Origin of the sequence: Actinacidiphila acidipaludis (assembly GCF_019890725.1) — a bacterium.
In the GTDB taxonomy this organism is placed as follows: Bacteria; Actinomycetota; Actinomycetes; order Streptomycetales; family Streptomycetaceae; genus Actinacidiphila; species Actinacidiphila acidipaludis.
Window position 1 is genome coordinate 41,829 of record NZ_JAINZZ010000031.1, and the last position, 24,033, is coordinate 65,861.

General features: G+C 73.7%; 24 protein-coding genes. 14 read left to right on the forward strand and 10 right to left on the reverse strand.

Annotated features, from left to right (window positions below):
- Window positions 1-157: 157 nt before the first annotated feature.
- Window positions 158-724 (reverse strand): hypothetical protein, encoded by a 567-nt coding sequence (locus tag K7862_RS37750; protein WP_262413632.1) that lies wholly within the window; start codon window positions 722-724, stop codon window positions 158-160.
- A gap of 528 nt (window positions 725-1,252) precedes the next feature.
- Between K7862_RS37750 and purN the strand changes: the two genes are divergently transcribed.
- Together purN and purH are read left to right on the forward strand one after the other, a co-directional pair.
- Window positions 1,253-1,912 (forward strand): phosphoribosylglycinamide formyltransferase, encoded by a 660-nt coding sequence (gene purN / locus K7862_RS22720; protein WP_222965450.1) that lies wholly within the window; start codon window positions 1,253-1,255, stop codon window positions 1,910-1,912.
- Complete coding sequence (gene purH / locus K7862_RS22725) at window positions 1,909-3,495, forward strand: bifunctional phosphoribosylaminoimidazolecarboxamide formyltransferase/IMP cyclohydrolase (RefSeq protein ID WP_222965452.1); 1,587 nt, start codon at window positions 1,909-1,911, stop codon at window positions 3,493-3,495. The genes purN and purH overlap by 4 nt, the downstream gene beginning before the upstream one ends.
- A 187-nt stretch (window positions 3,496-3,682) precedes the next feature.
- Here the strand turns inward: purH and K7862_RS22730 are convergent, their stop codons facing one another.
- Entirely contained in the window at window positions 3,683-4,438 is a 756-nt protein-coding gene (locus tag K7862_RS22730; protein WP_308012122.1) for an RDD family protein, read from the reverse strand.
- A 168-nt stretch (window positions 4,439-4,606) separates the two neighbouring features.
- Here K7862_RS22730 and K7862_RS22735 point away from each other — a divergent pair, with 168 nt between their 5' ends.
- The 4 genes from K7862_RS22735 (at window position 4,607) to K7862_RS22750 (ending at window position 8,201) form a co-directional block, all read left to right on the forward strand.
- Complete coding sequence (locus K7862_RS22735; RefSeq protein WP_222965456.1) at window positions 4,607-5,476, forward strand: bifunctional methylenetetrahydrofolate dehydrogenase/methenyltetrahydrofolate cyclohydrolase; 870 nt, start codon at window positions 4,607-4,609, stop codon at window positions 5,474-5,476.
- Window positions 5,466-5,900, forward strand: coding sequence for a DUF3017 domain-containing protein (locus tag K7862_RS22740; RefSeq protein WP_222965458.1), 435 nt, complete (start codon window positions 5,466-5,468; stop codon window positions 5,898-5,900). Before K7862_RS22735 ends, K7862_RS22740 begins: the two co-directional genes overlap by 11 nt.
- Window positions 5,901-6,117: 217 nt before the next feature.
- A complete protein-coding gene (locus tag K7862_RS37755; protein WP_262413639.1) occupies window positions 6,118-6,930 on the forward strand; it encodes a helix-turn-helix domain-containing protein in 813 nt (270 codons plus the stop codon).
- 281 nt (window positions 6,931-7,211) lie between these two features.
- A complete protein-coding gene (locus K7862_RS22750) occupies window positions 7,212-8,201 on the forward strand; it encodes a malate dehydrogenase (RefSeq protein WP_222965460.1) in 990 nt (329 codons plus the stop codon).
- Window positions 8,202-8,360: 159 nt separating this feature from the next.
- Here K7862_RS22750 and pdxR read toward each other — a convergent pair whose 3' ends face one another.
- A complete protein-coding gene (pdxR, locus tag K7862_RS22755; protein ID WP_222965463.1) occupies window positions 8,361-9,839 on the reverse strand; it encodes a MocR-like pyridoxine biosynthesis transcription factor PdxR in 1,479 nt (492 codons plus the stop codon).
- A gap of 49 nt (window positions 9,840-9,888) precedes the next feature.
- Here pdxR and K7862_RS22760 point away from each other — a divergent pair, with 49 nt between their 5' ends.
- Window positions 9,889-10,407 carry a carboxymuconolactone decarboxylase family protein gene (locus K7862_RS22760; protein ID WP_222965465.1) on the forward strand — a complete coding sequence of 173 codons (519 nt, stop codon included), beginning with the start codon at window positions 9,889-9,891 and terminating at the stop codon, window positions 10,405-10,407.
- Window positions 10,408-10,427: 20 nt separating this feature from the next.
- Here the strand turns inward: K7862_RS22760 and K7862_RS22765 are convergent, their stop codons facing one another.
- Window positions 10,428-11,351 carry a DMT family transporter gene (locus tag K7862_RS22765; RefSeq protein ID WP_262413640.1) on the reverse strand — a complete coding sequence of 308 codons (924 nt, stop codon included), beginning with the start codon at window positions 11,349-11,351 and terminating at the stop codon, window positions 10,428-10,430.
- Window positions 11,352-11,522: 171 nt separating this feature from the next.
- Window positions 11,523-12,770: an ornithine--oxo-acid transaminase gene (gene rocD, locus K7862_RS22770; protein ID WP_372461632.1), complete on the reverse strand. Its 1,248-nt coding sequence runs from the start codon at window positions 12,768-12,770 to the stop codon at window positions 11,523-11,525.
- 303 nt (window positions 12,771-13,073) lie between these two features.
- Between rocD and trpS the strand changes: the two genes are divergently transcribed.
- Together trpS and K7862_RS22780 are read left to right on the forward strand one after the other, a co-directional pair.
- Window positions 13,074-14,087: a tryptophan--tRNA ligase gene (gene trpS / locus K7862_RS22775; RefSeq protein WP_222965467.1), complete on the forward strand. Its 1,014-nt coding sequence runs from the start codon at window positions 13,074-13,076 to the stop codon at window positions 14,085-14,087.
- Between the two features lie 199 nt (window positions 14,088-14,286).
- Window positions 14,287-14,865, forward strand: coding sequence for a 2'-5' RNA ligase family protein (locus K7862_RS22780; RefSeq protein ID WP_308012124.1), 579 nt, complete (start codon window positions 14,287-14,289; stop codon window positions 14,863-14,865).
- Window positions 14,866-14,900: 35 nt separating this feature from the next.
- Here K7862_RS22780 and dprE2 read toward each other — a convergent pair whose 3' ends face one another.
- Both dprE2 and dprE1 read right to left on the reverse strand, forming a co-directional pair.
- The gene (gene dprE2, locus K7862_RS22785) at window positions 14,901-15,656 is read right to left on the reverse strand and encodes a decaprenylphospho-beta-D-erythro-pentofuranosid-2-ulose 2-reductase (RefSeq protein ID WP_222965469.1); all 756 of its coding nucleotides are present in this window, start codon (window positions 15,654-15,656) and stop codon (window positions 14,901-14,903) included.
- 98 nt (window positions 15,657-15,754) lie between these two features.
- Window positions 15,755-17,128 (reverse strand): decaprenylphosphoryl-beta-D-ribose oxidase, encoded by a 1,374-nt coding sequence (gene dprE1 / locus K7862_RS22790; RefSeq protein ID WP_222965471.1) that lies wholly within the window; start codon window positions 17,126-17,128, stop codon window positions 15,755-15,757.
- A gap of 162 nt (window positions 17,129-17,290) precedes the next feature.
- On the opposite strand from dprE1, the gene K7862_RS22795 reads away from it, so the two are divergent.
- From K7862_RS22795 to K7862_RS22810, 4 genes are read left to right on the forward strand one after another with little or no spacing between them, the layout of a single operon-like run.
- Window positions 17,291-17,941: a phosphatase PAP2 family protein gene (locus K7862_RS22795; protein ID WP_308012125.1), complete on the forward strand. Its 651-nt coding sequence runs from the start codon at window positions 17,291-17,293 to the stop codon at window positions 17,939-17,941.
- Entirely contained in the window at window positions 17,934-18,896 is a 963-nt protein-coding gene (locus K7862_RS22800; RefSeq protein ID WP_222965473.1) for a decaprenyl-phosphate phosphoribosyltransferase, read from the forward strand. Before K7862_RS22795 ends, K7862_RS22800 begins: the two co-directional genes overlap by 8 nt.
- Window positions 18,897-18,903: 7 nt before the next feature.
- Window positions 18,904-19,356 (forward strand): GtrA family protein, encoded by a 453-nt coding sequence (locus tag K7862_RS22805; RefSeq protein ID WP_222965475.1) that lies wholly within the window; start codon window positions 18,904-18,906, stop codon window positions 19,354-19,356.
- Window positions 19,357-19,366: 10 nt separating this feature from the next.
- Window positions 19,367-20,602, forward strand: a complete 1,236-nt coding sequence (locus K7862_RS22810; RefSeq protein WP_443611932.1) for a YihY/virulence factor BrkB family protein — start codon at window positions 19,367-19,369, stop codon at window positions 20,600-20,602.
- Here the strand turns inward: K7862_RS22810 and K7862_RS22815 are convergent.
- Complete coding sequence (locus K7862_RS22815; RefSeq protein ID WP_262413634.1) at window positions 20,499-21,797, reverse strand: D-alanyl-D-alanine carboxypeptidase family protein; 1,299 nt, start codon at window positions 21,795-21,797, stop codon at window positions 20,499-20,501. The two genes, K7862_RS22810 and K7862_RS22815, sit on opposite strands and share 104 nt — an antisense overlap.
- 124 nt (window positions 21,798-21,921) lie before the next feature.
- Here K7862_RS22815 and K7862_RS22820 point away from each other — a divergent pair, with 124 nt between their 5' ends.
- The gene (locus K7862_RS22820) at window positions 21,922-22,209 is read left to right on the forward strand and encodes an SCO4848 family membrane protein (protein WP_222965479.1); all 288 of its coding nucleotides are present in this window, start codon (window positions 21,922-21,924) and stop codon (window positions 22,207-22,209) included.
- A 30-nt stretch (window positions 22,210-22,239) separates the two neighbouring features.
- Here K7862_RS22820 and K7862_RS22825 read toward each other — a convergent pair whose 3' ends face one another.
- Together K7862_RS22825 and K7862_RS22830 are read right to left on the reverse strand one after the other, a co-directional pair.
- Window positions 22,240-22,713: a hypothetical protein gene (locus K7862_RS22825; protein ID WP_222965481.1), complete on the reverse strand. Its 474-nt coding sequence runs from the start codon at window positions 22,711-22,713 to the stop codon at window positions 22,240-22,242.
- A 3-nt stretch (window positions 22,714-22,716) separates the two neighbouring features.
- Window positions 22,717-24,027 carry an AAA family ATPase gene (locus K7862_RS22830; protein ID WP_222965483.1) on the reverse strand — a complete coding sequence of 437 codons (1,311 nt, stop codon included), beginning with the start codon at window positions 24,025-24,027 and terminating at the stop codon, window positions 22,717-22,719.
- Between the last annotated feature and the right edge of the window lie 6 nt (window positions 24,028-24,033).

The window sequence follows — 24,033 nt, forward strand, 5'->3', positions numbered from 1 at the left end:
GGCGTGGGGCCACCCGGCCCGGGGAGCAAGTTCGGGCTGCTCATGTCGCGGTGCCACCCCGTCCAGGGACCAAGCTCAGGCAGTTCGTGCCGTAGGGCCACTTCGCCCCGGGGATCGGCTCGGGCAGCTCATCCCGCAGGGCCGCCCCGGGCAGGGGCTACTGGCGGAAAGCGGGGAGGTCGCGGACGGGCGACGGCAGAAGCTTGGTGCACGCGTGCGCCGCCGGCTGCGTCAACGCATCCGCCTTGCACGTGTAGTAGTCCCGGTACGCCAGCTGGAACCCGTACGTCGCGCCGACGATCGCCAGCGCCACCGCGCTGGTGACGACACCGGTCCACGCGGCCGTGAGGAACGACCGCTGGGCGTCGGGGCCCGGCGGAGGCGGTGTGGGCCGCGGCGTCTGCGAGGACGCGGCCAGCGCCGCGGCGGCGGCCGCGCGCGCCTCGGCGCGGTCCTCCGGGGACATCCGCAGCGCACTGATCCCCCAGTAGAGGGCCAGCGCGCCCAGCAGCAGGCCGATCGCCGTCCACCCGAGCAGCGCGAAGATCATGCCCCAGCCGCCGCACACCAGCGCGTAGCGCGACCGCCGGTGCGCCGGGTCGGTGGGGTCGAACCGCGGGCCGGTGCCCTGCGGTCCGGTCGGTCCCTGGTTCTGCGGGCGCTGGGCGAACGGGTCGGGCCGTCCGGACTGCGGCTGCCGGCTGCTCCACTGGCTGCCCCACACCGGGGGCGGCGGAGGCGGCGGCCCGTCCTGCGAACCGTCGGACCCCCCGGAGTTCCCGGGCCTGCCGCCCGAGCCCCCCGAACCGCCAGGACCGCCCGATCCGTCAGAGCCTCCGGACCCGCCGGATCCCCCGCGTTCCCGCCCGTCGCCGCCCTCGCCGGCCCCCTGGGGGCCTTCCGGCTGCCGCGGCTGCCAGGGCCGGTCCGGGGCCCCCGCGGGCGGGGGCGCGAACGGGTTGTTCCGCTGATCGCCCTCAGGCGCGCGCAGCACGATGCGCATACGGCCGCTGCTCATGATGTGATGCGCCATCCCCTTGGGCTCGACTCCTCCGGTCAGTGGACGCCCCCGTCCGAACTCCCATTCTCCGCCAGACGCTACCGTCCGCGCGCTCCCCCGTCCCGCGGGGGCCGTCCGAAGTGCCGGTATCGTTGCTGACGGTCGGCGGCCTCGTAGGGTTCCCCGGAATTCGATCGGCCACCGCATCGTACGATCATCCAATACGCACCACCTAAAAGGGAGCCCCCGCCAGTGGCCGCCCGCACCCCCGCTCGCTCTGACCGCGCCGCTGACCCGGACCGGACCGCACGCCTGGTGGTCCTCGTCTCCGGGTCCGGCACCAACCTGCAGGCGCTGATCGACGCGATCGACGCCGACCCGGACTACGGGGCCCGGATCGTCGCGGTCGGCGCCGACCGCGACGGCATCGCCGGACTGGAGCGGGCCGAGCGCGCCGGCCTGCCCACCTTCGTGGTGCGGGTCAAGGACCACCAGGACCGCGCGTCGTGGGACGAGGCGCTGGCGCGGGCCACCGCCGCGTACGAGCCCGACCTCGTGGTCTCCGCGGGGTTCATGAAGATCGTCGGCAAGGCGTTCCTCGCCCGCTTCGGGGGGCGGCTCGTGAACACGCACCCCGCGCTGCTGCCGAGTTTCCCCGGTGCCCACGGTGTGCGCGACGCGCTCGCGTACGGCGTGAAGGTCACCGGCTGCACCGTCCACTTCGTCGACGACGGCGTCGACAGCGGCCCGGTCATCGCGCAGAGCGTGGTCGAGGTCCGCCAGGACGACACGGAGGACGCGCTCCACGAGCGCATCAAGGACGTCGAGCGGCGACTGCTCGTCGACGTCGTAGGGCGGCTGTCGCGCGACGGCTACCGCATCGAAGGACGAAAGGTACGGATCCCGGCATGAGCGCCGACGTCACCACCACCCCCGGCACGCAGACCAAGCGGCCCTTCCGCCGCGCGCTGATCAGTGTGTACGACAAGACCGGCCTGGAGGAGCTGGCCCGCGGCCTGCACGCGGCGGGCGTCGAGCTGGTGTCGACCGGGTCGACCGCGGCACGCATCGCCGCGGCCGGGGTGCCGGTCACCCCGGTCGAGGAGCTGACCGGCTTCCCCGAGTGCCTGGACGGTCGGGTCAAGACGCTGCACCCCAAGGTGCACGCCGGCATCCTCGCCGACCTGCGGCTCGCCGACCACCGCCAGCAGCTCGCCGACCTCCAGGTGCAGCCGTTCGAGCTCGTCGTGGTGAACCTGTACCCGTTCAAGGAGACCGTCGCCTCGGGCGCGAGCGACGACGAGTGCGTCGAGCAGATCGACATCGGCGGTCCGTCGATGGTGCGCGGCGCGGCGAAGAACCACCCGTCGGTCGCGGTGGTCACCAGCCCCGAGCGCTACGCGGACGTGCTGGCCGCCGTGCAGGACGGCGGGTTCGACCTGGCGACCCGCAAGCGGCTGGCCGCCGAGGCGTTCCGGCACACCGCCGCGTACGACGTGGCCGTGGCCTCCTGGTTCGCCGACGGCTACGCGGCGGACGGCGACAGCGGCTTCCCGGAGTTCACCGGTGCGACCTACCGGCGCAAGAACACCCTGCGCTACGGGGAGAACCCGCACCAGGGCGCCGCGCTCTACACCGACGGCTCGGGCGGCGGCCTGGCCGAGGCGGAGCAGCTGCACGGCAAGGAGATGTCGTACAACAACTACGTGGACACCGAGTCCGCGCGCCGTGCCGCCTACGACCACGACGACCCGTGCGTGGCGATCATCAAGCACGCCAACCCGTGCGGGATCGCGGTCGGCGCCGACGTCGCCGAGGCGCACCGCAAGGCGCACGCCTGCGACCCGACGTCCGCGTTCGGCGGCGTCATCGCGGTGAACCGGCCGGTGTCGGTGGCCATGGCCGAGCAGGTCGCGGACATCTTCACCGAGGTCATCGTGGCCCCCGGGTACGAGGACGGCGCGGTCGAGGTGCTGGCCCGCAAGAAGAACATCCGGGTGCTGCGCTGCCCCGAGGCGCCGGCCGCGGTCACCGAGCAGCGGCCGATCGAGGGCGGGCTGCTGGTCCAGGTCAAGGACCGGCTGCAGGCCGCCGGCGACGACCCGGCGACCTGGACGCTGGCCACCGGCGAGGCGCTGTCCGCGGAGGACCTGGCCGAGCTGGCGTTCGCCTGGCGGGCGTGCCGCGCGGTGAAGTCCAACGCGATCCTGCTGGCGAAGGACGGCGCGAGCGTCGGCGTCGGCATGGGCCAGGTGAACCGGGTGGACTCCGCACGGCTGGCGGTCGCCCGGGCAGGCGCCGAGCGGGCGGCGGGCTCCTACGCCGCGTCCGACGCGTTCTTCCCGTTCCCCGACGGCTTCGAGGTGCTCGCCGAGGCGGGCGTCAAGGCCGTGGTGCAGCCGGGCGGTTCGGTCCGCGACGAGCTGGTGGTCGAGGCGGCGCAGAAGGCCGGCGTGACGATGTACTTCACGGGCACCCGCCACTTCTTCCACTGACGCTTGCGGGCCGCGCTCCGCGGCCCGACCGGTCCCTGGGCGGTGAGCCCCCGGGGCCGGCCCCGCGCACCAACGGCCGGCGGCCGCGCCCTCCTCGTCGAGGGCGCGGCCGCCGGCCGTCGTGTCGTCCCGGGCCGCACGGACCCCGCACGGGCCCGCGCGGGCCGGGTGTGGACCTCCGGACCGTCTAGTTGGGGTCCCTGATGACCACGGTGTGCACGCACTTGTCGGCGAACGTCTGCTTCTTGGCGTCCCACAGCGGCCACAGGTACCCCAGACCGCAGGCCAGCGAGTCGAGGACGTGCAGCAGGCGGCGGCCGAAGGCCAGACCGAAACCGAGCGACGATCCGTCGTGCTCGCGCAGCAGCCGGATGCCGACGATGCGCTTGCCGGGGGTCTGGCCGGTGCTGCCCTCGCGGTAGCAGAGGAACAGGGTGGCGGCCAGCATGAGCACGCCGCCGATCACCATCAGCGTGATGGAGCTGCCCGGTACCTTCGGCGTCGGGCAGCTGTCGCGCGGGATGTTCACCTTGTCGCAGTCCCGCCAGCGGTCGGCCACCTTCACCGAGAACCGCAGGTACCCCGCCATGAACAGGCCGTAGGGGACGAGCATGACCATCAGGCCGTCCAGCAGCACCGCGCCCAGCCGGGCGCCCCAGCTCGCCAGCGCGGGCATGCCCTGCGGCGCCATCGGGTAGGGCGGCCGGCCGCCGTAGGGCTGCCCGCCGTAGGGCTGCGCGCCGTACGGCTGACCCCCGTACGGCTGGCCCCCGTACGGCTGCTGGTAGCCGCCCTGCTGCGGGAAGGACGGGTACGCGCCCGGACCCGGCTGCCCGTACGGACCGGACTGCGGGTAGGCGGGCGGCTGCTGCTGGGGATGGTCGTACGGCGGCTGCGGCTGCGGCTCGCCGTAGGGACTGGCGGGGCCGGGAGGCTGACTCACGTGCGCGATCCTTCGAGCGGAGAGGGGGACGGCGGCGGCTGGGCCGAGGGGGGACCGGCACATCGTGGAGCCGGTGCCGGGTGCCGCGCAAGGGACAAACCCGCCCGTTCCGCGGACCGGACGCCACCTGATTGGCCGCCCGCCGGGAGGATCCGCGAGTATGGGTCCATGACCGCCCAGATTCTCGATGGCAAGGCCACGTCCGCCGCGATCAAGGCAGAGCTGACCGCGCGCGTCCAGGAGCTCAAGGCCCGGGGGATCACCCCCGGTCTCGGCACGCTGCTGGTCGGCGACGACCCGGGCAGCAAGTGGTACGTGGCAGGCAAGCACCGCGACTGCGCCGAGGTCGGCATCGGTTCCATCCAGCGGGAACTGCCGGACACCGCCACGCAGGAGGAGATCGAGGCGGTCGTCCGCGAGCTGAACGCCGACCCCGCGTGCACCGGCTACATCGTCCAGCTCCCGCTGCCCAAGGGCATCGACACCAACCGGGTGCTGGAGCTGATGGACCCGGCCAAGGACGCCGACGGCCTGCACCCGATGAGCCTGGGCCGGCTGGTGCTGGGCGTGCCCGCGCCGCTGCCCTGCACCCCCAACGGGATCGTGGAGCTGCTGCGCCGCCACGGCGTGGAGATCAACGGCGCGCACGTGGTGGTCGTCGGCCGCGGCATCACGGTGGGCCGGTCGATCGGGCTGCTGCTGACCCGCAAGTCGGAGAACGCGACGGTGACGCTGTGCCACACCGGCACGCGGGACCTGTCCGCGCAGCTCCGCCAGGCCGACATCGTGGTGGCCGCCGCGGGCGTGCCGCACATCATCAAGCCCGAGGACGTCAAGGCGGGCGCCGCGGTGCTGGACGTCGGCGTCAGCCGGGACGAGCACGGCAAGATCGTCGGCGACGTGCACCCGGGCGTGGCCGAGGTCGCCGGCTGGATCTCGCCGAATCCGGGCGGCGTCGGCCCGATGACCCGGGCGATGCTGCTGCTGAACGTCGTAGAGGCGGCCGAGGCGGCCGAGGCGGCGGAACGTGTCGGCTGAGGAGGCGCGGCCGGAACCGGCGTGGCGGCACTCGCGGCGTGAGCCGGGCGGCCGCCCCGCTGTCACCCGTGGCACCGCGCGGCCCGAGGGCGGCGACCGCGCGGCGAGCGGCGACGCCCCGGCTCCGGCCCGCCAGTGGCCGATCCTGCTGGTCATCGCGGGTACGGCGATCGGCCTGATCGTCACCGCGACCGGAGCGTTCCGGGCGGGCACCATCACCGTCGGGGTCTCGCTCCTGGTCGGGGCGGCGCTGCGCTGGGCGATGACGCGGGTGGGCATGCTGGCCGTGCGCAGCCGCTTCACCGACGTGATCACCTACGGCGTCCTGGGCCTGGGCATACTCATGCTGGCGCTGATGGCCCAGCCCGACCCGCTGATCCGCATCCCGTTCCTCGAGGACATCATCCACTTCAGCGTCCGCTGAAACGTATGACCGGCCCGAGCCCGCGGGATCCGCGAGACCCGCGCGCTGAGTCCGGGAGTGCGGCGTGTAGCACAACGGGCCTGCTTCCGGGCGGAGGTGCGCGAAATCGTACGGGGCGCGGACGGATGTTCTAGCGTGGTCGGCCGGGTGGAGGCCGAATCACGAGGGGTGCGGCGTGACGCAATGGGAGCCTTTGGCGGATCGCATCCCGGTGGACATGCGACGCCTGGCCACGCAGTTGCGCCGCATGAAGGACCGCGGCGGCCTGACCGTACCGGCGCTCGCGGCGCGCACCGCGCAGTCCGTCGAGTCCTGGGAACGCGCCCTGGCCGGGCGGCAGTTGCCGCCGCTGGACGCGGTGGAGGTGCTGGCCCAGGCGAGCGGCGCGGACTACGACCGGGTCGGCGCGCTGTGGAAGCTGGCCGAGCGGGCGTCGACGGGATCGGGTGACCGGGGCCGCGGCAAGCCGCTGCCGAACCCTGACCCGCTCGACCCGCTGGGCGCCGACGAGGGACTCCCGCGCCGCGGCCGCCGGCTGCTGCTGCTCGCCACCGTCGGCGTCCTGGCCGCCGCGGCCCTGGTCGCGGTGCTGCTCACCGCGGGCCCGAGCACCGGCCGCGTCCCGCCGGGCTCGGCCGGCCCGACGGTGACCGGCGTGGGCGTCCCCGAGGGAGGCACGCCACGCGCGCGGGGCACCGGGACCCCGAACCCGGGCGGCGGTCCGGGCCGCGCCACCACGACGGTCGGGCCCTCCGGCAGCGGCACCCCGGCGGGCGACCGGCCCTCGCCCGCGACGGAGTCGCTCTCCCCGGCCCCCGGCACGCCCACCGCGCCCGGCACCGGCGGCGCCTCGGGGAACGTCCCCGCCCCGCCGGGCGCGGGTACTCCGGGCGGCGGCCCGACCACCGCGCAACCTCCGTCGACCGGCGTCCCCTCCGCGCCGCCCAGCAGCTCGCCGTCCCCGAGCCCGAGCCCGGCCCACTCCCGGCTCTGCCTCGGCCTGATCGTGCTCGGCGTCTGCATCGGCTGACGGCGGCCTCGCGCCCGCCCCCGCCGAATCGACGTACGGCCCCGTGGATCAGCCCGTGCCGAACCGCTTGGCGGCCCCCGCGGACCCGCCCCCGCCGAACCGTTTCCGCGGTATCCGGTGACCGTCACCACACGACCGCGCGTCGAGGCGGCGGGCCGCGCGCGATAGCCTGACGGATGGCTCTCTTGACGCCGAGAGATCCACGTGAAGGGCCGCTCGGGCCACTGCCGGGGCGACCGCAACCCGCCGCAGCACACCGCAGCAAAGGCCAGGAGAAGGCAATGACTCGCACTCCCGTCAACGTCACCGTCACCGGAGCGGCCGGCCAGATCGGCTACGCCCTGCTCTTCCGCATCGCCTCGGGCCACCTGCTCGGCGCGGACGTGCCGGTGAAGCTCCGGCTGCTGGAGATCCCGCAGGGCCTGAAGGCCGCCGAGGGCACCGCGATGGAGCTGGACGACGCCGCCTTCCCGCTGCTGCGCGGCATCGACATCACCGACGACCCGAACGTCGCCTTCGACGGCGCGAACGTCGCGCTGCTGGTCGGCGCCCGCCCCCGCACCAAGGGCATGGAGCGCGGCGACCTGCTGGAGGCCAACGGCGGCATCTTCAAGCCGCAGGGCAAGGCCATCAACGACCACGCGGCCGACGACATCAAGGTCCTGGTCGTCGGCAACCCGGCGAACACCAACGCGCTGATCGCCCAGTCCAACGCCCCGGACGTCCCGGCCGAGCGCTTCACCGCGATGACCCGCCTGGACCACAACCGCGCCATCGCGCAGCTCGCGAAGAAGACCGGTGCGCAGGTCGCGGACATCAAGCGCCTCACCATCTGGGGCAACCACTCCGCGACGCAGTACCCGGACATCTTCCACGCGGAGGTCGCCGGCAAGAACGCCGCCGAGGTCGTGGGCGACGAGCAGTGGCTGGCCGACACCTTCATCCCGACCGTCGCCAAGCGCGGCGCCGCCATCATCGAGGCCCGTGGCGCCTCCTCGGCCGCCTCCGCCGCGTCCGCCGCGCTTGACCACGTCCACACCTGGGTGAACGGCACCGCCGACGGCGACTGGACCTCCATGGGCATCGTGTCCGACGGCTCCTACGGTGTGCCGGAGGGCCTGATCTCCTCGTTCCCGGTCACCACCAAGGACGGCGCCTTCGAGATCGTCCAGGGCCTGGACATCAACGAGTTCTCGCGGACCCGCATCGAGGCGTCCGTCAAGGAGCTCGAGGAGGAGCGCGCCGCGGTGCGCGAGCTCGGCCTGATCTGACGCATTGCAGCATTGCAGCAGCGCGGCGACGACGCATTGCCGCGTCCGGCTCGTACGCCTGAGCCGGGGTAAGGGGCGCCGCCTTTTGGTGGCGCCCCTTACGTATGCGCCGGGTCCCGGTCCTCATCCGCCGGGCCCGGGTCATCCGCCGGGCCCGGGTCACCCGCCGGCGGCCCCCCTGGTCGTCAGCACCTCGCAGAGCAGGTCCACCGCGCCGCTGAACGCGTGCTCCGGCGGGGTGCCGTAGCCGATGACGAGGGCGGGCGGTGTGCCGGGCGGCGCGCCGAAGGCGTCCAGTCCGCCGAGCGCCAGGCCCCGGGCGTGCGCCCTGGTGACGACCTCGGCCAACGTTCCTGCCTCGGGCGGCAGTTCGACGAGCATGTGCAGCCCGGCCGCGATCCCGGAGACCCGCGCGCCCGGCACCCGCTCGGCCAGCGCCGCCACCATGCGGTCGCGCCGCTCCCGGTAGTGCAGCCGCATCCGCCGCACATGGCGGTCGTAGCCGCCGGACTCGATGAACTCCGCGAGCGTCAACTGCTCCAGCACCGGCGACTGGTGGTCCGCCAGCCGCTTCTCCCTGACCACCGCGTCCAGCAGGTGCGGCGGCACGGCGATCCAGGCCAGCCGCAGCGCCGGGGCCAGGCTCTTGCTCGCGGTGCCGGCGTAGACGACGTGATCGGGTGCGAGCCCCTGCAGCGCGCCGATCGGCTGCCGGTCGTAGCGGAACTCGCCGTCGTAGTCGTCCTCGACGATGATGCCGCCGGTCGCGCGGGCCCACGCGGTGACCGCGGTCCTGCGCCCGGGCGACAACCGCACCCCCATCGGGAAGTGGTGAGCGGGCGTCAGCACGGCCGCGGCGACGTCGGCGCCCGCGCGTTCCAGGCCCTCGATCCGGGCTCCGTCGGCGTCGACGGGCAGCGGCACCGTGGCCAGGCCCGCGGCCGTCAGCAGGGTGCGCAGATCGGGCAGTCCGACGGCCTCCACCGCGATCCGGCGGGCGCCTCGGGCGCGGAGCACCCGGGCCAGCAGGCCGACCGCCTGGACGTAGCCGGTGCAGATCACCAGCCGGTCGGGGTCGGTGCGCACGCCCCTGACGCGGGCGAGGTAGCCGGCCAGCGCGGTGCGCAGTTCGGGGCGGCCGCGCGGATCGGCGTAGCCGAACGCCTCGTTGGGCGCCGCGACCAGCGCGCGGCGGGCGGCGGCCGCCCACGCGGTGCGCGGGAAGGACGACAGGTCGGGGGAGCCCGGCCACAGCACGTACGGCAGTCGGGTGGCGAAGGGCACGAGGTCGGCGCGTCCGGTCCGCGGCCCCTCCACGGCCCCCGCCGCGGCCGACGGGCCCGCGGGCGGAAGGTTGTGCGGGGCCGGGCGGTCGGCGACCCGCGTGCCCGAGCCCTGGCGGGCGGTGAGCCAGCCCTCGGCCACCAGCTGCCCGTACGCGTCGGCGACGGTGTTGCGGGCCACGCCCAGGTCCTTGGCGAGCACGCGGCTCGACGGCAGCCGGCTGCCGGGGGTGAGCCGGCCCTCGCGGACGGCCTCGCGCAGCGCCTCCTCCAGGGCGGCCCGCGAGTGCCGGCCCGCCAGGTCGAGGAGCAGGTCGTAGGTGCCGCCGCGTCCGGAAGTGGCCCACTGGTACATAAGGCAAGTGGACCATGGGACGGAGCCATTGCGCCTCTACGGTGGGAGCATGACGACGATCTCCGAGACCGCGACCGAGACCACGACTGCGACCACCGTCCCCGCCGACGCGCCCGTGCCCGCGCCTGCCCCGCGGATCAACCTGATGGACAACGCGCCGGACTTCTACCAGGCGATGTTCGCGCTGGACAAGGCCGCGGCGAAGGGCCTCGACCCCGTCGTGCGCGAGCTGGTGCGGGTCCGCGTCTCGCAGCTCAACGGCTGCGCCTACTGCGTCGACAAGCACAGCGCCGACGCCCGGGCGCTCGGTCTGTCGGAGCAGAAGCTCTACGGGGTCACGGTGTGGCGCGAGACGCCGTTCTTCACCGCCCGCGAGCGGGCCGCGCTGGCCCTGGCCGAGGCGGTCACCGGGCTCGGCGCCCATGGTGTGCCCGACGGCGTCTACGACGAGGCGGCCGCGCTGTTCGACGAGAAGGAGCTGCCGCGGCTGATCGCCATGTGTGTGACCATGAACGCGTGGAACCGGATCGGCGTGACCTGCCGGATGTCGCCGGCCACGCGGGCGTAGCCCTCGCGGGCCGGGGGGCTTCAGTCGGCGCGGCCCCGGGCCGGGTGGGTGTCGGGGGCCGCGTCCTCGTCCTCCCCGGCGGGGTGGGTGTCGCGGCCCGGGGTCCCGGCCGGTTCCGCGGGCGGGGGCGGCGCGACCTCGCCGAAGCGCGCGAGGACCAGCGCGCCCAGGACGGCCAGCACGAAGCCCGCGACGGCGACGGGGGTCCAGCCGGCCCGGGTCCGGTCGCCCAGGGCCAGTACGCCCACCAGCGCCGGGCCGATCGTCTCGCCGATCACCATGCCCGCGGTGGCCGCGGTGACCGAGCCGCGCTGCAGCGCCGAGGTCAGCAGCAGGAAGGCGGCGCCGCCGCCGAGCACCACCGCGTACAGCGCGGGGTTGGCGAAGAGTGCGCCCGGGGAGAGGCTGTCGATCAGCCGTACCGCGACCTCGACGACGCCGAAGCCGAAGCCCGCGCCGAGACCGAGGATGGCGGCGCGCGGCCGGTCCGGCAGCCGGCCGGCCGCCCAGCCGATCAGCAGCACGGCTCCGGCGGCGGCGAGCGTCGACCAGCGCAGGGCCGTGCCCCCGTGGCCGCCGCCCTCGGCGCCGGAGGACAGGCCGAGCAGGGCCAGGCCGCCGCACACCGCGCCCACGGCGGCCCACTCGGGGCGGGACAGCCGGGTGTGCAGCATGCGGCTCGCGCCGATCGCGGTCACCGCGAGGCTGGCGGCCAGCGCGGCGCCCACCGTGTAGATGGGGAGGGTGCGGAGGGCGACCAGTTCGAAGAGGAAGCCGACGCCGTCGAGGGCGAGGCCGAACAGGTAGGTCCACTGCCGGACCGCCCGGGCCAGCAGGCGGGTGTCCACGCCGGAGCCCGAACCGGGCGCGCTCGCCCGGGCGCCCGCGGCCTGCAGGACCGAGGCCACCCCGAAACACAGGCTCGCGCCGAGCGCCGCCACCATTCCCCAAAGCACGCCCCACCTTAAGCCGGTCGGGGTGCGCCGCGCGGCACCCCGTCACCGGCCGGTGCGGTGCCGTGCTGTGCCGTGCCGTGCGGCCGTCGGGGCCGCGGGGACCAGGAGGCGGCCCCCGCCGGCGGGACGGCCGGTCGCCGGCGGGGGCGGCGTCCGCGGTCAGGAGGCCAGGGCGCTCCTGAGCTGGTCGAGCGACCAGTCGAGGTCCTCCTTGGTGATGACCAGCGGCGGGGCCAGGCGGATCGTGGAGCCGTGGGTGTCCTTGACCAGGACGCCACGTGCCAGCAGGCGCTCCGAGATCTCGCGGCCGGTGCCGAGCGCGGGGTCGATGTCGACCCCGGCCCACAGGCCGCGCCCGCGGATCCCGGTGACGCCGGACCCGGTGAGCGCGCCCAGTTCCCGGTGGAGGTGGGCGCCCAGCTCGGCCGCCCGCTCCTGGTACTCCCCGGTCCGCAGCATCGCGACGACCTCCAGGCCCACCGCGCAGGCCAGCGGGTTCCCGCCGAAGGTCGACCCGTGCTCGCCCGGCCGGAAGACCCCGAGGACCGCCTGCGACGACACCACCGCCGACACCGGGACCACGCCGCCGCCGAGCGCCTTGCCGAGCACGTACACGTCAGGCACCACGTCCTCGTGCTCGCACGCGAAGGTGCGGCCGGTGCGGCCGAGGCCGGACTGGATCTCGTCCGCGACGAAGAGCACGTTCCGCTCGGCGGTCAGCCGCCGCACCCCGGCCAGGTAGCCGGGCGGCGGGACCAGCACGCCAGCCTCGCCCTGGATCGGCTCCAGCAGCACGGCCACGGTGTCGTCGTCGATCGCGGCCTCGACCGCCGCCAGGTCGCCGTAGGGCACGACCGTGAAACCGGGCGTGTAGGGCCCGAAGTCCGCCCGGGCGTCCGGGTCGGTGGAGAAGCTGACGATCGTGGTGGTGCGGCCGTGGAAGTTGTCCGCGGCCACGATGATCTTCGCCCGGCCGTCCGGCACGCCCTTGACCCGGTAGCCCCACTTGCGGGCGGTCTTGATCGCGGTCTCGACGGCCTCCGCGCCGGTGTTCATCGGCAGCACCGTCTCCATGCCGCACAGGTCGGCGAGTTCGGCGCAGAACGACGCGAACTTGTCGTGGTGGAAGGCGCGGGAGGTCAGGGTGACCCGTTCGAGCTGGGCCTTGGCGGCGGCGATCAGCCGCGGGTTGCCGTGGCCGAAGTTCAGCGCCGAGTAGCCGGCCAGCATGTCCAGGTAGCGGCGGCCCTCGACGTCCGTCATCCAGGCGCCTTCTGCGGTGGCGACGACGACGGGCAGCGGGTGGTAGTTGTGCGCGCTGTGCGCCTCGGCCGCCGCGATCTCGCGGTCGGTCGCGGTGGCTGCCGTAGCCCCCGGGGTGGTGGGGGTGCCGGAAGTGGTGGTCACGTGCGTACTCCGTTCGTTGTGCGTCGGGAGCGAGCAGGAAGCCCGGGCGATCTGCGGCCTGCGACGGTGCGGGGTGGTGTCGGTCGGTGTCCCTGTCCGACGTGTCCGTCGGTTCTATCGTCGCTCGTCCGTGGTGGCGTGAAACCTTACGGCGGAACCCGCCCCCGCGCCGCCGATCCGGCGGAACCGTCCGCCCGCTGCCCCCGGCGCCGCGCCCGGTGCCGCCAGAACCTCCGCGGAGCCTCGTGCGCGCGCGGTCAGGAGGGGTGTGGAGCCGCGGCCCGCACCTGAGAGAATGGCGTCATGGCCTCTGAACGTCCCCGTGCCCTGTCCGGCATCCAGCCCACCGCCGGCTCCTTCCACCTGGGCAACTACCTGGGTGCGATCCGCCAGTACGTGGCGCTGCAGGAGACCCACGACGCGTTCTACATGGTCGTCGACCTGCACGCGATCACCGTGCCGCAGGACCCGGCGGCGCTGCGCGCCAACACGCGGCTGGCCGCCGCCCAGCTCCTGGCCGCGGGCCTGGACCCGGAGCGCTGCACCCTGTTCATCCAGAGCCATGTGCCCGAGCACGCGCAGCTCGCCTGGGTGATGAACTGCCTGACCGGGTTCGGCGAGGCGTCGCGGATGACGCAGTTCAAGGACAAGTCGGCGAAGCAGGGCGCGGACCGGGCCACCGTCGGCCTGTTCACGTACCCGATCCTCCAGGTCGCGGACATCCTGCTGTACCAGGCGGACGCCGTCCCGGTCGGCGAGGACCAGCGCCAGCACGTGGAGCTGACCCGCGACCTGGCCGAGCGCTTCAACACCCGCTTCGGCCCGACGTTCACCGTGCCCGCCCCGCACATCGTGCGGGAGGTCGCCAAGATCTACGACCTGCAGGACCCGACGGCCAAGATGAGCAAGTCGGCGGCCTCCCCGAAGGGCCTGGTCAACCTGCTCGACGACCCCAAGGCGTCGGCGAAGAAGTTCAAGAGCGCGGTGACCGACACGGACACGGTGATCCGCTTCGACGAGACGGACAAGCCGGGCATCAGCAATCTGCTCACGATTCACTCCGCCCTCACCGGCACCACTATCGCGGAACTTGAGGATCAGTACGCCGGCAAGGGCTACGGTGCGCTCAAGACCGATCTCGCGGAGATCTTCGTGGCCTGGGTCACGCCGTTCCGCGAGCGGACGCAGGAGTACCTGGGGGACCCGGAATCGCTCGACTCGGTGCTGGCCAAGGGGGCCGAGAAGGCGCGCGCGGTGGCGGCGGAGACGCTCGCGGCCACGTACGACCGGATCGGGTTTCTGCCCGCCAAGCACTGACCGGCCCGGGGGCGGACGAGGGGGAGGACCCGCGGGGCTGTGACGCAAGTCGCTCCCGGCGGGCCCGAACGCGCGCGACACTGAGACGGGGCGACTTGCCCCGGCGTGACCGAAGTGACCGGCCGCGCCGGTGACCGGCCGGAGACGGCGGGTCACGCTCGGCGAGTCCGGGGACTGATCTGGGAAGGGGTGAACGCACGTGGCAGCGGACAGCACCACGATCGGCGTGTCCATCGCGGTCCCGGAGCCGTACGGGCGGCTGCTCCAGGAGCAGCGGGCCGGTTTCGGCGACCCGGTGGCCCATGCCATCCCCACCCACATCACCCTGCTGCCGCCCACCGAGGTCGCCATACCCGAACTGCCGCGGTTCGGGCTGCACCTGTCCCGGGTCGCCGCCCAGGGCCGGTCCTTCCCGATGCGCCTCGACGGCACCGACTCCTTCCGGCCGCTGTCGCCGGTGGTCTACGTGCGCGTCGCGGACGGCGCCCCGGCGTGCGCCGCGCTGCAGGAGGCCGTGCGGTCCGGGCCGCTGGCACGGGAGTTGCAGTTCCCGTACCACCCGCATGTCACCGTCGCCCACGGCATCGCCGAGGAGGCGATGGACCGCGCGCAGGCCGAACTGGCGCACTTCACGGCGTCCTGGACGGCCAACGGCTTCGCCCTGTACGAGCAGGGCTCGGACGGGGTGTGGCGCAAGCTGCGGGACTACCCCTTCGGCAACGAGGAGCGCCCCGTCCTCCCCCATCAGCAGGGCGTCCACGCCGCCTCGCGGCGGTAGTCACCGCGGCTCGCTCCGGCCGGTGGGGGCACGCCTCACAGGGGCAGGCGGCGGAACAGGGGGCGGGGCATGAGCCGGATCGCGGCCATGACCGGGCGCAGGGCGGCGGGCACCCAGACGACCTCCGAGCGGCGGCGCAGCCCCGCCTCGATCGCCTCGGCCACCGCGCTCGGCGTCGTGGCCAGCGGCGCCTCCGGCCGCCCCTCGGTCATCTTCGTGCGGACGAACCCGGGGCGGACCACCATCACATGGACGCCGCAGCCGTGCAGCGCGTCGCCGAGGCCCTGGGTGAAGGCGTCCAGCCCGGCCTTGCTGCTGCCGTAGATGAAGTTGGACCGGCGGGCCCGCTCGCCGGCCACCGACGAGAGCACCACCAGCGAGCCGTGCCCCTGCCGCTGCAGCGCACTCCCGCACACCAGGGCGGCCGAGACCGCGCCGGCGTAGTTGGTCCGCGCGACGCGCACCGCGGCGGCGGGATCCTGCTCGTCGTGCGCCTGGTCGCCGAGCACGCCGAACGCCAGCAGCACGGCGTCGATGTCGCCCTCGGCGAAGACCTTGCCGAGGACCTCCTCGTGCGTGTCCGGGTCGAGGGCGTCGAAGCCGACGACCATGGCCTCGGCGCCCAGGGCCCGCAGTTCGCGGGCCGCCTGGTCGAGGGCGGGGGAGGGGCGCCCGGCCAGGTAGACCCGGCGGGTGCGGCGGCCGATCAGCCGGCGCGCGGTGGCCAGCCCGATCTCCGAGGTGCCGCCGAGCAGCAGCAGGGTCTGGGGTGCGCCGAACGCGTCTTTCACCGGGGCCTCCGGGGTTCTGGGGCGGGCCGTCCCGCGGGCCGTCCGGCCGCGAGAGCGTCCCGCCCGGGGTTCGTGCCGGTCTCCGGCTCCCCGCGGCGTCACAGCGCGAGGCGCCGCGCGAGGTCGGAGGTCAGCGTGCCGTGCGGGTCGTACCGGGCGCGCAGCTCGCGGAAGTCGTCGAGCCGCGGGTACATCCGCGCGAGCATGTCGGGGCGCAGCCGGGAGTCCTTGGCGAGGTAGACGCGGCCGCCCGCGGCGGCCACCTCCTCGTCGAGCTCGTCCAGCAGCGCCCCGAGTCCTGGCATGGCGGCGGGGATGTCCAGGGCGAGCGTCCATCCCGGCAGGGGGAAGGACAGCCAGCCCGGGTCGCCGTCCCCGAACCGCTTGAGCACGGCGAGGAACGACGGGCAGCCGCACGCGCCGATCCGCCGCACGATCCGGCGCAGTGTCTCCTCCTGGCCGTGGCCGACCACGAACTGGTACTGCACGAAGCCGCCGCGGCCGTAGATCCGGTTCCACTCGGGGACGCCGTCCAGCGGGTGGAAGAAGGCCGGGAGCCGCTGGAGCCTGCCCCGGCTCTCGCGGGGGGCCCTGCGGTACCAGAGCTCGTTGAACAGCCCGACCGTCGCACGGTTCAGCAGGCCCTCGGGGATGATCCGCGGCGGCGCCGGAAGTCGGCCCGGGCGGAAGGCCAGCGGGTCGCGGCGGGCCTTGGCGTCCAGGGCCTCCAGCGGCGCGTGGTCGCCGCGGGTGAGCACCGCGCGTCCGGTGCGGGCGCCGCGGGCCAGCAGGTCGATCCAGGCGACCGAGTAGCGGTAGCGGTGGTCGGTGGCGGCCAGCCGGGCCATCAGGTCGTCGAGGTCGGTGGCGCGTTCGGTGTCGACCCGCATCAACGACGTCTCGACCGGCAGCAGTTCGACGGTGGCGGCCAGGATCACCCCGGTGAGCCCCATCCCGCCGGCGGTGGCCCAGAACAGCTCCGGGTCGTCGCCGGGGGTGACCAGCCGGGTCTCGCCGTCGCCGGTCAGCAGCTCGATCGCCCGCACATGGCGGCTGAACGACCCCGAGACGTGGTGGTTCTTGCCGTGGATGTCGGCGCCGATGGCCCCGCCGACCGTCACGTAGCGGGTGCCGGGGGTGACCGGCACGAACCAGCCGAGCGGCAGCAGCACCTGCATGAGCTTGTGCAGGGACACGCCCGCGTCGCACACGACCAGGCCGTTGACCGCGTCGATCTCGTGGATGCGGTCCAGGCCCGTCATGTCCAGGACGGCGCCGCCGGCGTTCTGTGCGGCGTCGCCGTAGGCCCGGCCGAGCCCGCGCGCGATGGCCCCGCGGCCGCCCTCGGCGGCCTCCCGCAGCGCCGCCACCGCCGCCTCGTAGGAGTCCGGCCGCAGCAGCCGGGTCGCGGTCGGGGCGGTGCGGCCCCAGCCGCTCACGGAGGCGGGGGCGGGGGCGGGGCGGACGGCCATGCGGCGACCGTATCGCTCCGAAGGAGGGGCATTGCCGCTTATGCCTGGTTTGTCACTGAGACGGACGCAGAACGGTAGGTGCCGCCCGGACGCAGACGGTAAAGACAGATACACAGATTGTCCCATAAAGGGCGGTACGACCACTTCTGAGGGAGATCCGCCATGCGTTACGACCATCAGCTGCTTGCCGCACTGCGCCGCTTCGGCGCCGACCCCGCCGTCGCCGGTACCGCGAAGGGCCTGTCCCTCGCGGGAGAGCACGGCGCCGTCTGGATCGCCGCCGGCCTGGCCGGGGCGGGAGCCGACCGCGTCAGACGAAGGGCGTGGCTGCGCGCCACGGCACTGGTGGCCGGGTCCCACCTGGCGAGCATCGGCGTCAAGCGCGTCGTGCGCCGTCCCCGTCCCCAACTGCCCAGCGCCGAACCGCTCGTGCGCACCTCCGGGCGGCACAGCTTCCCCAGCTCCCACGCCACCTCGTCCGCCGCGGCGGCCATCGCGTTCGGCGCGCTGATGGCCCGCGGGCCGCTCGCCCGCGCCGTGCCGGTGGTGCCGTCCGTGGCCGCCGCGGTATGCCTGTCCCGGCTGGTCGTCGGCGTGCACTACCCGACCGACGTGGCCTGCGGCGCACTGCTGGGCGGAGCCATGGCGCGGATCGGCCGCGGCTGGACGCTCGGCACCCTGCCGGACGTTCCGCCGGGCCCGCCGGTGCCACCGGTACCGCCGGTGCCCCCCATGCCGTCGATGTCACCGGTCCCGCACATCCCGCACGTCCCGCCCCTCCCGCCGTCCCTGGCAGGTGTCGGCCATGACTGAACGCTCCGCCGCCGTCATCAACGAACCGGGCGCCGCGGTCGCCGACCTCGTCACCCCCGCCTCCACCGCGAGCCTGGCCGCCGGGCTGCTGCGCACCGCGCGCCCGCGCCAGTGGGTCAAGAACGGCCTGGTGCTCGCCGCCCCCTTCGCCGCCGCCCGGCTGCTGAGCATTCCCGAACTCGCCCAGATCGGCGTGGTGTTCGTGCTCTTCACCGCCTGCTCGGCCGCGGTGTACCTGATCAACGACGCCCGCGACGCCGAGGCCGACCGGGCCCACCCGGTCAAGTGCCTGCGCCCGGTGGCGAGCGGCCAGGTCCCGGCCGCCGCCGCGTACACCGCCGGAACCCTGCTGGCGCTCCTCGCGGCCGCCGTCGCCGCCATGGCCTGCAACATGGCGACCGCCGGGCTGCTCGCCGGGTACGTCGTCATACAGCTGGCCTACTGCGTGTGGCTCAAACACATCCTGGTGGTCGACCTGTTCATCGTCACCACCGGCTTCCTCATGCGGGCCATGGCCGGCGGCGTGGCGCTCGGCATCGAGCTCTCCCGCTGGTTCCTGATCACCTCCGGCTTCTGCGCGCTGTTCATGGTCGCCGCCAAGCGGTACTCCGAACTCGTGCTGATGGCCGGCCAGGACGGCGAGGTCGGCGCCTCCCGCGCCCTCCTCGGCTCCTACACCACCGGCTACCTGCGCTTCGTCTGGCAGCTCGCGGCCGGCGTGGCCGTGCTGGCCTACTGCCTGTGGGCGGTGGAGACCGGCGCCCGCGGCGCCGGCTGGCTGCCCTGGCGGCAGCTGTCGATGATCCCCTTCATCCTCTCGGTGCTGCGCTACGCCGTCTTCGCCGACTCCGGGGCGGCGGGGGCGCCCGAGGACCTGGTGCTGCGCGACCGCGCGCTGAAAGTGATCGGCGCCGCCTGGGGCGCGCTCTACGTCCTCGCCGTGGTCAACAGATGAGCGGAACGTGAGGCCGCGCGGCCCGCTCGCGGCGGAGGCCCTCGGGTTCGCCGCCGCCGGCGCGGCGGCCTACGCCGTGGACCTGGCGCTGTTCGTCTGGCTGCGCGGCCCCGGCGGGTTCGGCCCGCTCACCGCCAAGGCCCTGTCCTTCCTCGCCGCATGCACGGTCGCCTACGCGGGCAACGCGCTGGGCACCTACCGCCGCCGGCCGCCCGCGGTCAGCCGCGCCCGCCAGTACGGGGTGTTCTTCGCGGTGAACCTGGCGGGCGCGGTCGTCCAGTTGCTGTGCCTGGCCTGCTCCCACTACCTGCTGGGGCTGACCACGCCCCGGGACGACGTGATCTCCGGCGCCGGCGTCGGCATGGCGCTGGCCACCGTGCTGCGGTTCTGGGGCACCCGCACCTTCGTCTTCGGGGCCGCGACGGCCCGCGACGAGCGTGCGCCCGCCGCGGGCGGGTAGACGGGCCTGCATGGACTGGTTGACCCGGCTGCCGTGGATCGGCCCCCGCGTCGCCGCCCTGATGCGCACTCACGCCTGGCGGGCGTTCGCCCACCTGCAGACCGCGCACTGGACGCGGCTCGCCGCCGCCATGACCTTCACCAGTTTCCTGTCACTGTTCCCGCTGCTGGCGCTCACCGCGGCGATCGGTGCCGCCCTGCTGTCGCCCCACCAGCTGCACACGCTGGAGAGCAGGATCTCCCAGCAGATCCCCGGCATCTCCGGGCAGCTCGACATCAACGGCCTGGTCGCCAACGCCGGCACCGTCGGCGTCATCGCGGGCGCCCTGCTGCTGCTCACCGGTATCGGCTGGGTCGGCTCGTTGCGCGACTGCCTGCGCGCGGTGTGGGACAGGGACAACGATGAGCGGAACCCCGTCGTCGGCAAGCTCCTGGACGGCGGCATCCTGCTCGGCCTGGGCGTGGCCGTCCTGGTCTCGCTCGGCTCGTCCGGCTTCGCCACCGCCGCGGTCAACTGGACGGCGGACAAGGCGGGGATCAGCCACGAGGGACCCGGGCCCGCGCTGCTGACGGGCATCGGGTTCGTGCTGGCCGTGGTCGCCGACTTCCTGATCCTTGTCTACCTGCTGACCCTGCTGCCCGGCGTCGAGCCGCCGCGCCGCTCGGTCGTGGTGGCCGGGCTGATCGGAGCGATCGGCTTCGAACTGCTCAAGATCCTGCTCAGCGGCTATCTGCAGGGCGTCGCCGGCAAGAGCATGTACGGGGCCTTCGGCACACCGGTGGCCCTGCTGCTCTGGTTCAACTTCATGGCCAAGCTGCTGCTGTACTGCGCGGCGTGGACGGCGACGCCCGTGCACGCGCCGGCCGAGGACGCCGACGACGAGGACGCGGGCGCCGAGCCGGCCGACGAGGGAGTGCACGTGCCCGCCGAGACCGACCGTCGGGTCGCGACGGCCGTCGTGGGAGTCGGGACGGTGTCCGGCAAGGGGGCCGGAGGCCTCCCGGGAGCGGTCCCCGGGCCGGTGCCGGAATCCGTGCCGGAATCCGTCGCGGAATCCGTCCCAGGATCAGTGCCGGGACCCGTATCCGGGTCAGTGCCGGGATCCGCGCCCGGAGCGGCGATCGCCCCGGACACGGCAGGGGTCAGCGCCGGCGACGGGAACCGCCGCGCCGGCGGCGCCCACCGCTGGGAGCCCCGGACGGCAGAACCTCGGAAGGAAGCGGGCGGCGGCGCCGCACGACAATGATCACCACGGCCAGCAGCGCCGCGGTCCCCACCGCGATGCCGGCGGCGGTCCACATCCCGCCCGAGCTCGCACCGGTCGACGCCGCGGCCTTCAGCGGCGGCTCGGTCGACTTGCCGCCCGAGGCCGACGGCGACGTGTGCGGCAGCTTGCTCAGCGGCGGCACCAGCGTGCCGACCGACCGCACCATGGGCGAGGCCTTGAAGCCCCAGTCCAGCAGCGAGGCGGCCTCGCGGTAGACCAGGTTGTGCTCGGTGTGGGCCGGGTTCATCACCGTCACCAGCAGCGTGCGGCCGCCGCGCTGGGCGACACCGGTGAAGGTCGCGCCCGCGTTCGTGGTGTCGCCGTTCTTCACGCCCGCTATCCCGGCGTAGCGGCTGATGTCGTAGTCGCCGCTGAGCAGCCGGTTGGTGTTCTGGATGGCGAACGAGTCGCGGACCTTGGTCGGCTTCCCGGACTTGTCCTTCTTCCAGTCGCCGGGGAACTGGGCCGTCACCGTCGAGCAGTAGGAGCGGAAGTCCGGGTTCTGCAGGCCCTGGCGGGCGAACAGCGTCAGGTCGTAGGCGCTGCTGAGCTGGCCGGGCTCGTCGTAGCCGTCGGGCGTGACGACGTGCGTGTCGTTCGCCTGCAGTTCGTGGGCCTCGGCGTTCATGTCGGCGACGGTCTTGGGGATGCCCCCGTTCATCGCGGACAGGACGTGCACGGCGTCGTTGCCGGAGCGCAGGAAGACGCCCAGCCACAGGTCCTTGACCGTGTAGGTGAGGTTCTCCTTTATCCCGACCAGGCTGCTGCCCTCGCCCATGCCCTTCAGGTCGGACAACGCGACCTTGTACGTCTGCGTCTTCGGGAACTTCGGCAGGACCGTGTCGGCGAAGAGCATCTTCAGGGTGCTGGCCGGGGCGAGCCTCCAGTGCGCGTTGTGCTCGGCGAGGATGGCGCCGGTCTCGGCGTCCGCGACGATCCACGAGCGGGAGGTCAGTTTGGGCGGCAGCGCGGGGACGCCCGGGGCGAGGTTCACCTGAGTGCCGGGGGCCGCCAGCCGGTCGCCGCCCACACTCGACATCTGCGCGGGCGGTCTCGGCGTGGGCGTCGGCTTGGGCGCGGCGGTCGCGGTCCCCGCGAGAACGGTGCCGCCGAGCAGTGCGGCGGTCATGGACACGGCCAGGGCACGTCGGCGGGCGGCGGCGGTCGTCGTCATGAGCACCCGCCGAACGTACAGGGCCGGTCGCCGGGGCCCTACCACCGGGTCCACCCCCATCGGGGTGACACTTCCCACGTCCCCCGGGGGGAACCGGAGGGGTCCGCTCGACATACTGGAACGCATGAAGCTCAGCCGCCGTGCCTCCTGGTTCCTCGTCGCCTTCGGCGTCTGGTCGATGATCGTCTGGACGACCTTCGTCAAGAACCTGTGGAAGGACACCAGCGGGCTCGCCTTCCACCACGGCCGGCACTCCTCGCCGACCGCCTACTTCTGGATCCACCTGACCCTGGCGGTCGTCTCCTTCGTCCTCGGCGTCACCATCGGCACGCTGGGCATCCGCGGGCTGCGCGCGCTGCGCCGCGAGGCGGCCGCCGATCCCGAGCTCGCGCCCGAGGCCTCCTCGCGCTGAGGGGGAGCTCGCTCTCAGGGCGCGGCCCGCTCACGCGTAGGAGGACAGCAGCTCATCCAGCGTCCAGACGGTCGCCTGCACGCCCGAGGTGCGGGCCAGATAGCGGTCCCGTTCGATCAGGATGTTCAGGTCACCGCATCCGAGGCGATTGCACGCGTGCTCGACCAGCGTGCTGCCGGTCCTGCCTCCCGCGAGCAACGCGTCGAGGTGCGCCGCGTTCCACTCGACCTCGTTGAGCGCCCAGGGTGCATCGCCGTTGACGACCGCGCGCAGCATCGCGTCGAAGAGTTCGGCGCAGGCGCGCCGCTGACGGCCGTCGGCGAGCTGGGCTATGTGGTTGCCGGTCTCGATGATCGCGGTCACCGGGAGCAGGAGGTCGCAGTCGCGTGCCTTTTGCTTGACCTGATAGGCCGCGATCACCTCTGCGCGGTCCTGGCTCTTGCCGGGGATCCCCAGCAGGTTGCAGAGGACCGAAGTGTCGACGAACTCAACCCTGCGAGCCACGCGTCACCCGATTCCCAGCAGCCGGTCGAACTCGGTGTAGTCGCGGTCACGACGCGGGCGGGTGTCCAGACGGCCATGGGTGACCACATCGCCGAGCGACCCGGCCGCCATGGCCGCGGGATAGCCGTCGAGTTCCGTCAGCCGGGTGAGGCGACTGGCGCCCGTCTCATGATCACGCCAGCAGACGACCACGCCCTCGTGGTCGTCGGCGTCCAGGGCGGACAGAAGCGCCGGACTGTGGGTGGTGATCAGTACCTCGGTACTGTTGGCCGCCCCTGCCTGGCGGACCAGCCCGAGGACTTCCGAAGCCTGCGACGGGTGCAGGCCGTTCTCCAGCTCCTCGATGACCAGCATCAGCGACCGCTCGTTCCGTTCCGTGCTCGAGGGCCCCAGGTCGAGGCCCCCGCCCCCCGTGAGCAGTGAGGTCGTGATGGCCAGGAAGCGGAGCATTCCGTCGCTCATCTCACGGGCCGGTGTGAGGCCGAGTTGGCCCTCGTTCAGCGCGATCATGACGTCACCCAGTTCGGATCGGGTGACGGCGAGCGTCTCGATCTCGTGGTCGGCGAGGCTCCGCAGCAGTTCGACCAGCCGCTGGAAGAGGGCGTGGTCGGTGCGCTCGATGTTGCCCACCGCGGCCGACAGATTCTCCGCCGTCCGGCGCAGGTTGCTGTCCCGGGCGGGGACGTACTGGCGCATCAGGTGGGGCACCGGGTCGAGATGGAAGACGCCCTCCAGCGTGGAGATCATCGTCTCGGCGGACCTCACGGCGTACCTGCCACCGGGAGTCTCACCGTCGACGCGCAGCGGGAGTTGTGAGGTCAACAGCCGCGAGCCACGGAAGCGCAGCCGGGGATCCCTGCCCGGTTTTCCGTTGTGCCAGGTGGCGACCACGTCGCCGTGTTCCGCGTTCGACTCCCGGCTCACCAGCATGTCCTGACGGCCCTCGGCCGTATGGGCGGTCAGCCGCTCCTCGACGATCTGCACCTCGGGCTCCACCTGAACGGTCACGTCAAGGCGGATCGGCCCACCCTTGGCTCGCACGCTGCAGCCCAGCGTGAAACGGTCGGAGCCATGCGGAACGCACCCCGCCAGCCCGCCGCGCACGGCGCCTTCCGGGCCGCGCCGGCTCTCGAGCGCCTCGGTGATGTCCTCTCCGCGGGCAAGTCGCGACAAGACCTCGAGGCCGTCGAGGGCGTTGGACTTCCCGCTGCCGTTGCGTCCGATGAGGGTGGTCAGCGGCGCTAGTGGGAGGACCTGGTCGCGGAAGCTCTTGAAGGCGGTCAGCCGGACCTCTTCGATGCCCTGAGCAGTCACACGGCT

Coding starts and splice junctions, on each gene's coding strand:
- K7862_RS37755 (WP_262413639.1), top strand. CDS start 6,118: ATGCGACGCCTGGCCACGCAGTTGCGCCGCATGAAGGACCGCGGCGGC.
- K7862_RS22800 (WP_222965473.1), top strand. CDS start 17,934: ATGACTGAACGCTCCGCCGCCGTCATCAACGAACCGGGCGCCGCGGTC.
- K7862_RS22795 (WP_308012125.1), top strand. CDS start 17,291: ATGCGTTACGACCATCAGCTGCTTGCCGCACTGCGCCGCTTCGGCGCC.
- K7862_RS22820 (WP_222965479.1), top strand. CDS start 21,922: ATGAAGCTCAGCCGCCGTGCCTCCTGGTTCCTCGTCGCCTTCGGCGTC.
- K7862_RS22815 (WP_262413634.1), bottom strand. CDS start 21,797: ATGACGACGACCGCCGCCGCCCGCCGACGTGCCCTGGCCGTGTCCATG.
- trpS (WP_222965467.1), top strand. CDS start 13,074: ATGGCCTCTGAACGTCCCCGTGCCCTGTCCGGCATCCAGCCCACCGCC.
- K7862_RS22750 (WP_222965460.1), top strand. CDS start 7,212: ATGACTCGCACTCCCGTCAACGTCACCGTCACCGGAGCGGCCGGCCAG.
- K7862_RS22760 (WP_222965465.1), top strand. CDS start 9,889: ATGACGACGATCTCCGAGACCGCGACCGAGACCACGACTGCGACCACC.
- K7862_RS22810 (WP_443611932.1), top strand. CDS start 19,367: ATGGACTGGTTGACCCGGCTGCCGTGGATCGGCCCCCGCGTCGCCGCC.
- pdxR (WP_222965463.1), bottom strand. CDS start 9,839: ATGTACCAGTGGGCCACTTCCGGACGCGGCGGCACCTACGACCTGCTC.
- K7862_RS22735 (WP_222965456.1), top strand. CDS start 4,607: ATGACCGCCCAGATTCTCGATGGCAAGGCCACGTCCGCCGCGATCAAG.
- K7862_RS22765 (WP_262413640.1), bottom strand. CDS start 11,351: ATGGTGGCGGCGCTCGGCGCGAGCCTGTGTTTCGGGGTGGCCTCGGTC.
- purH (WP_222965452.1), top strand. CDS start 1,909: ATGAGCGCCGACGTCACCACCACCCCCGGCACGCAGACCAAGCGGCCC.
- dprE1 (WP_222965471.1), bottom strand. CDS start 17,128: ATGGCCGTCCGCCCCGCCCCCGCCCCCGCCTCCGTGAGCGGCTGGGGC.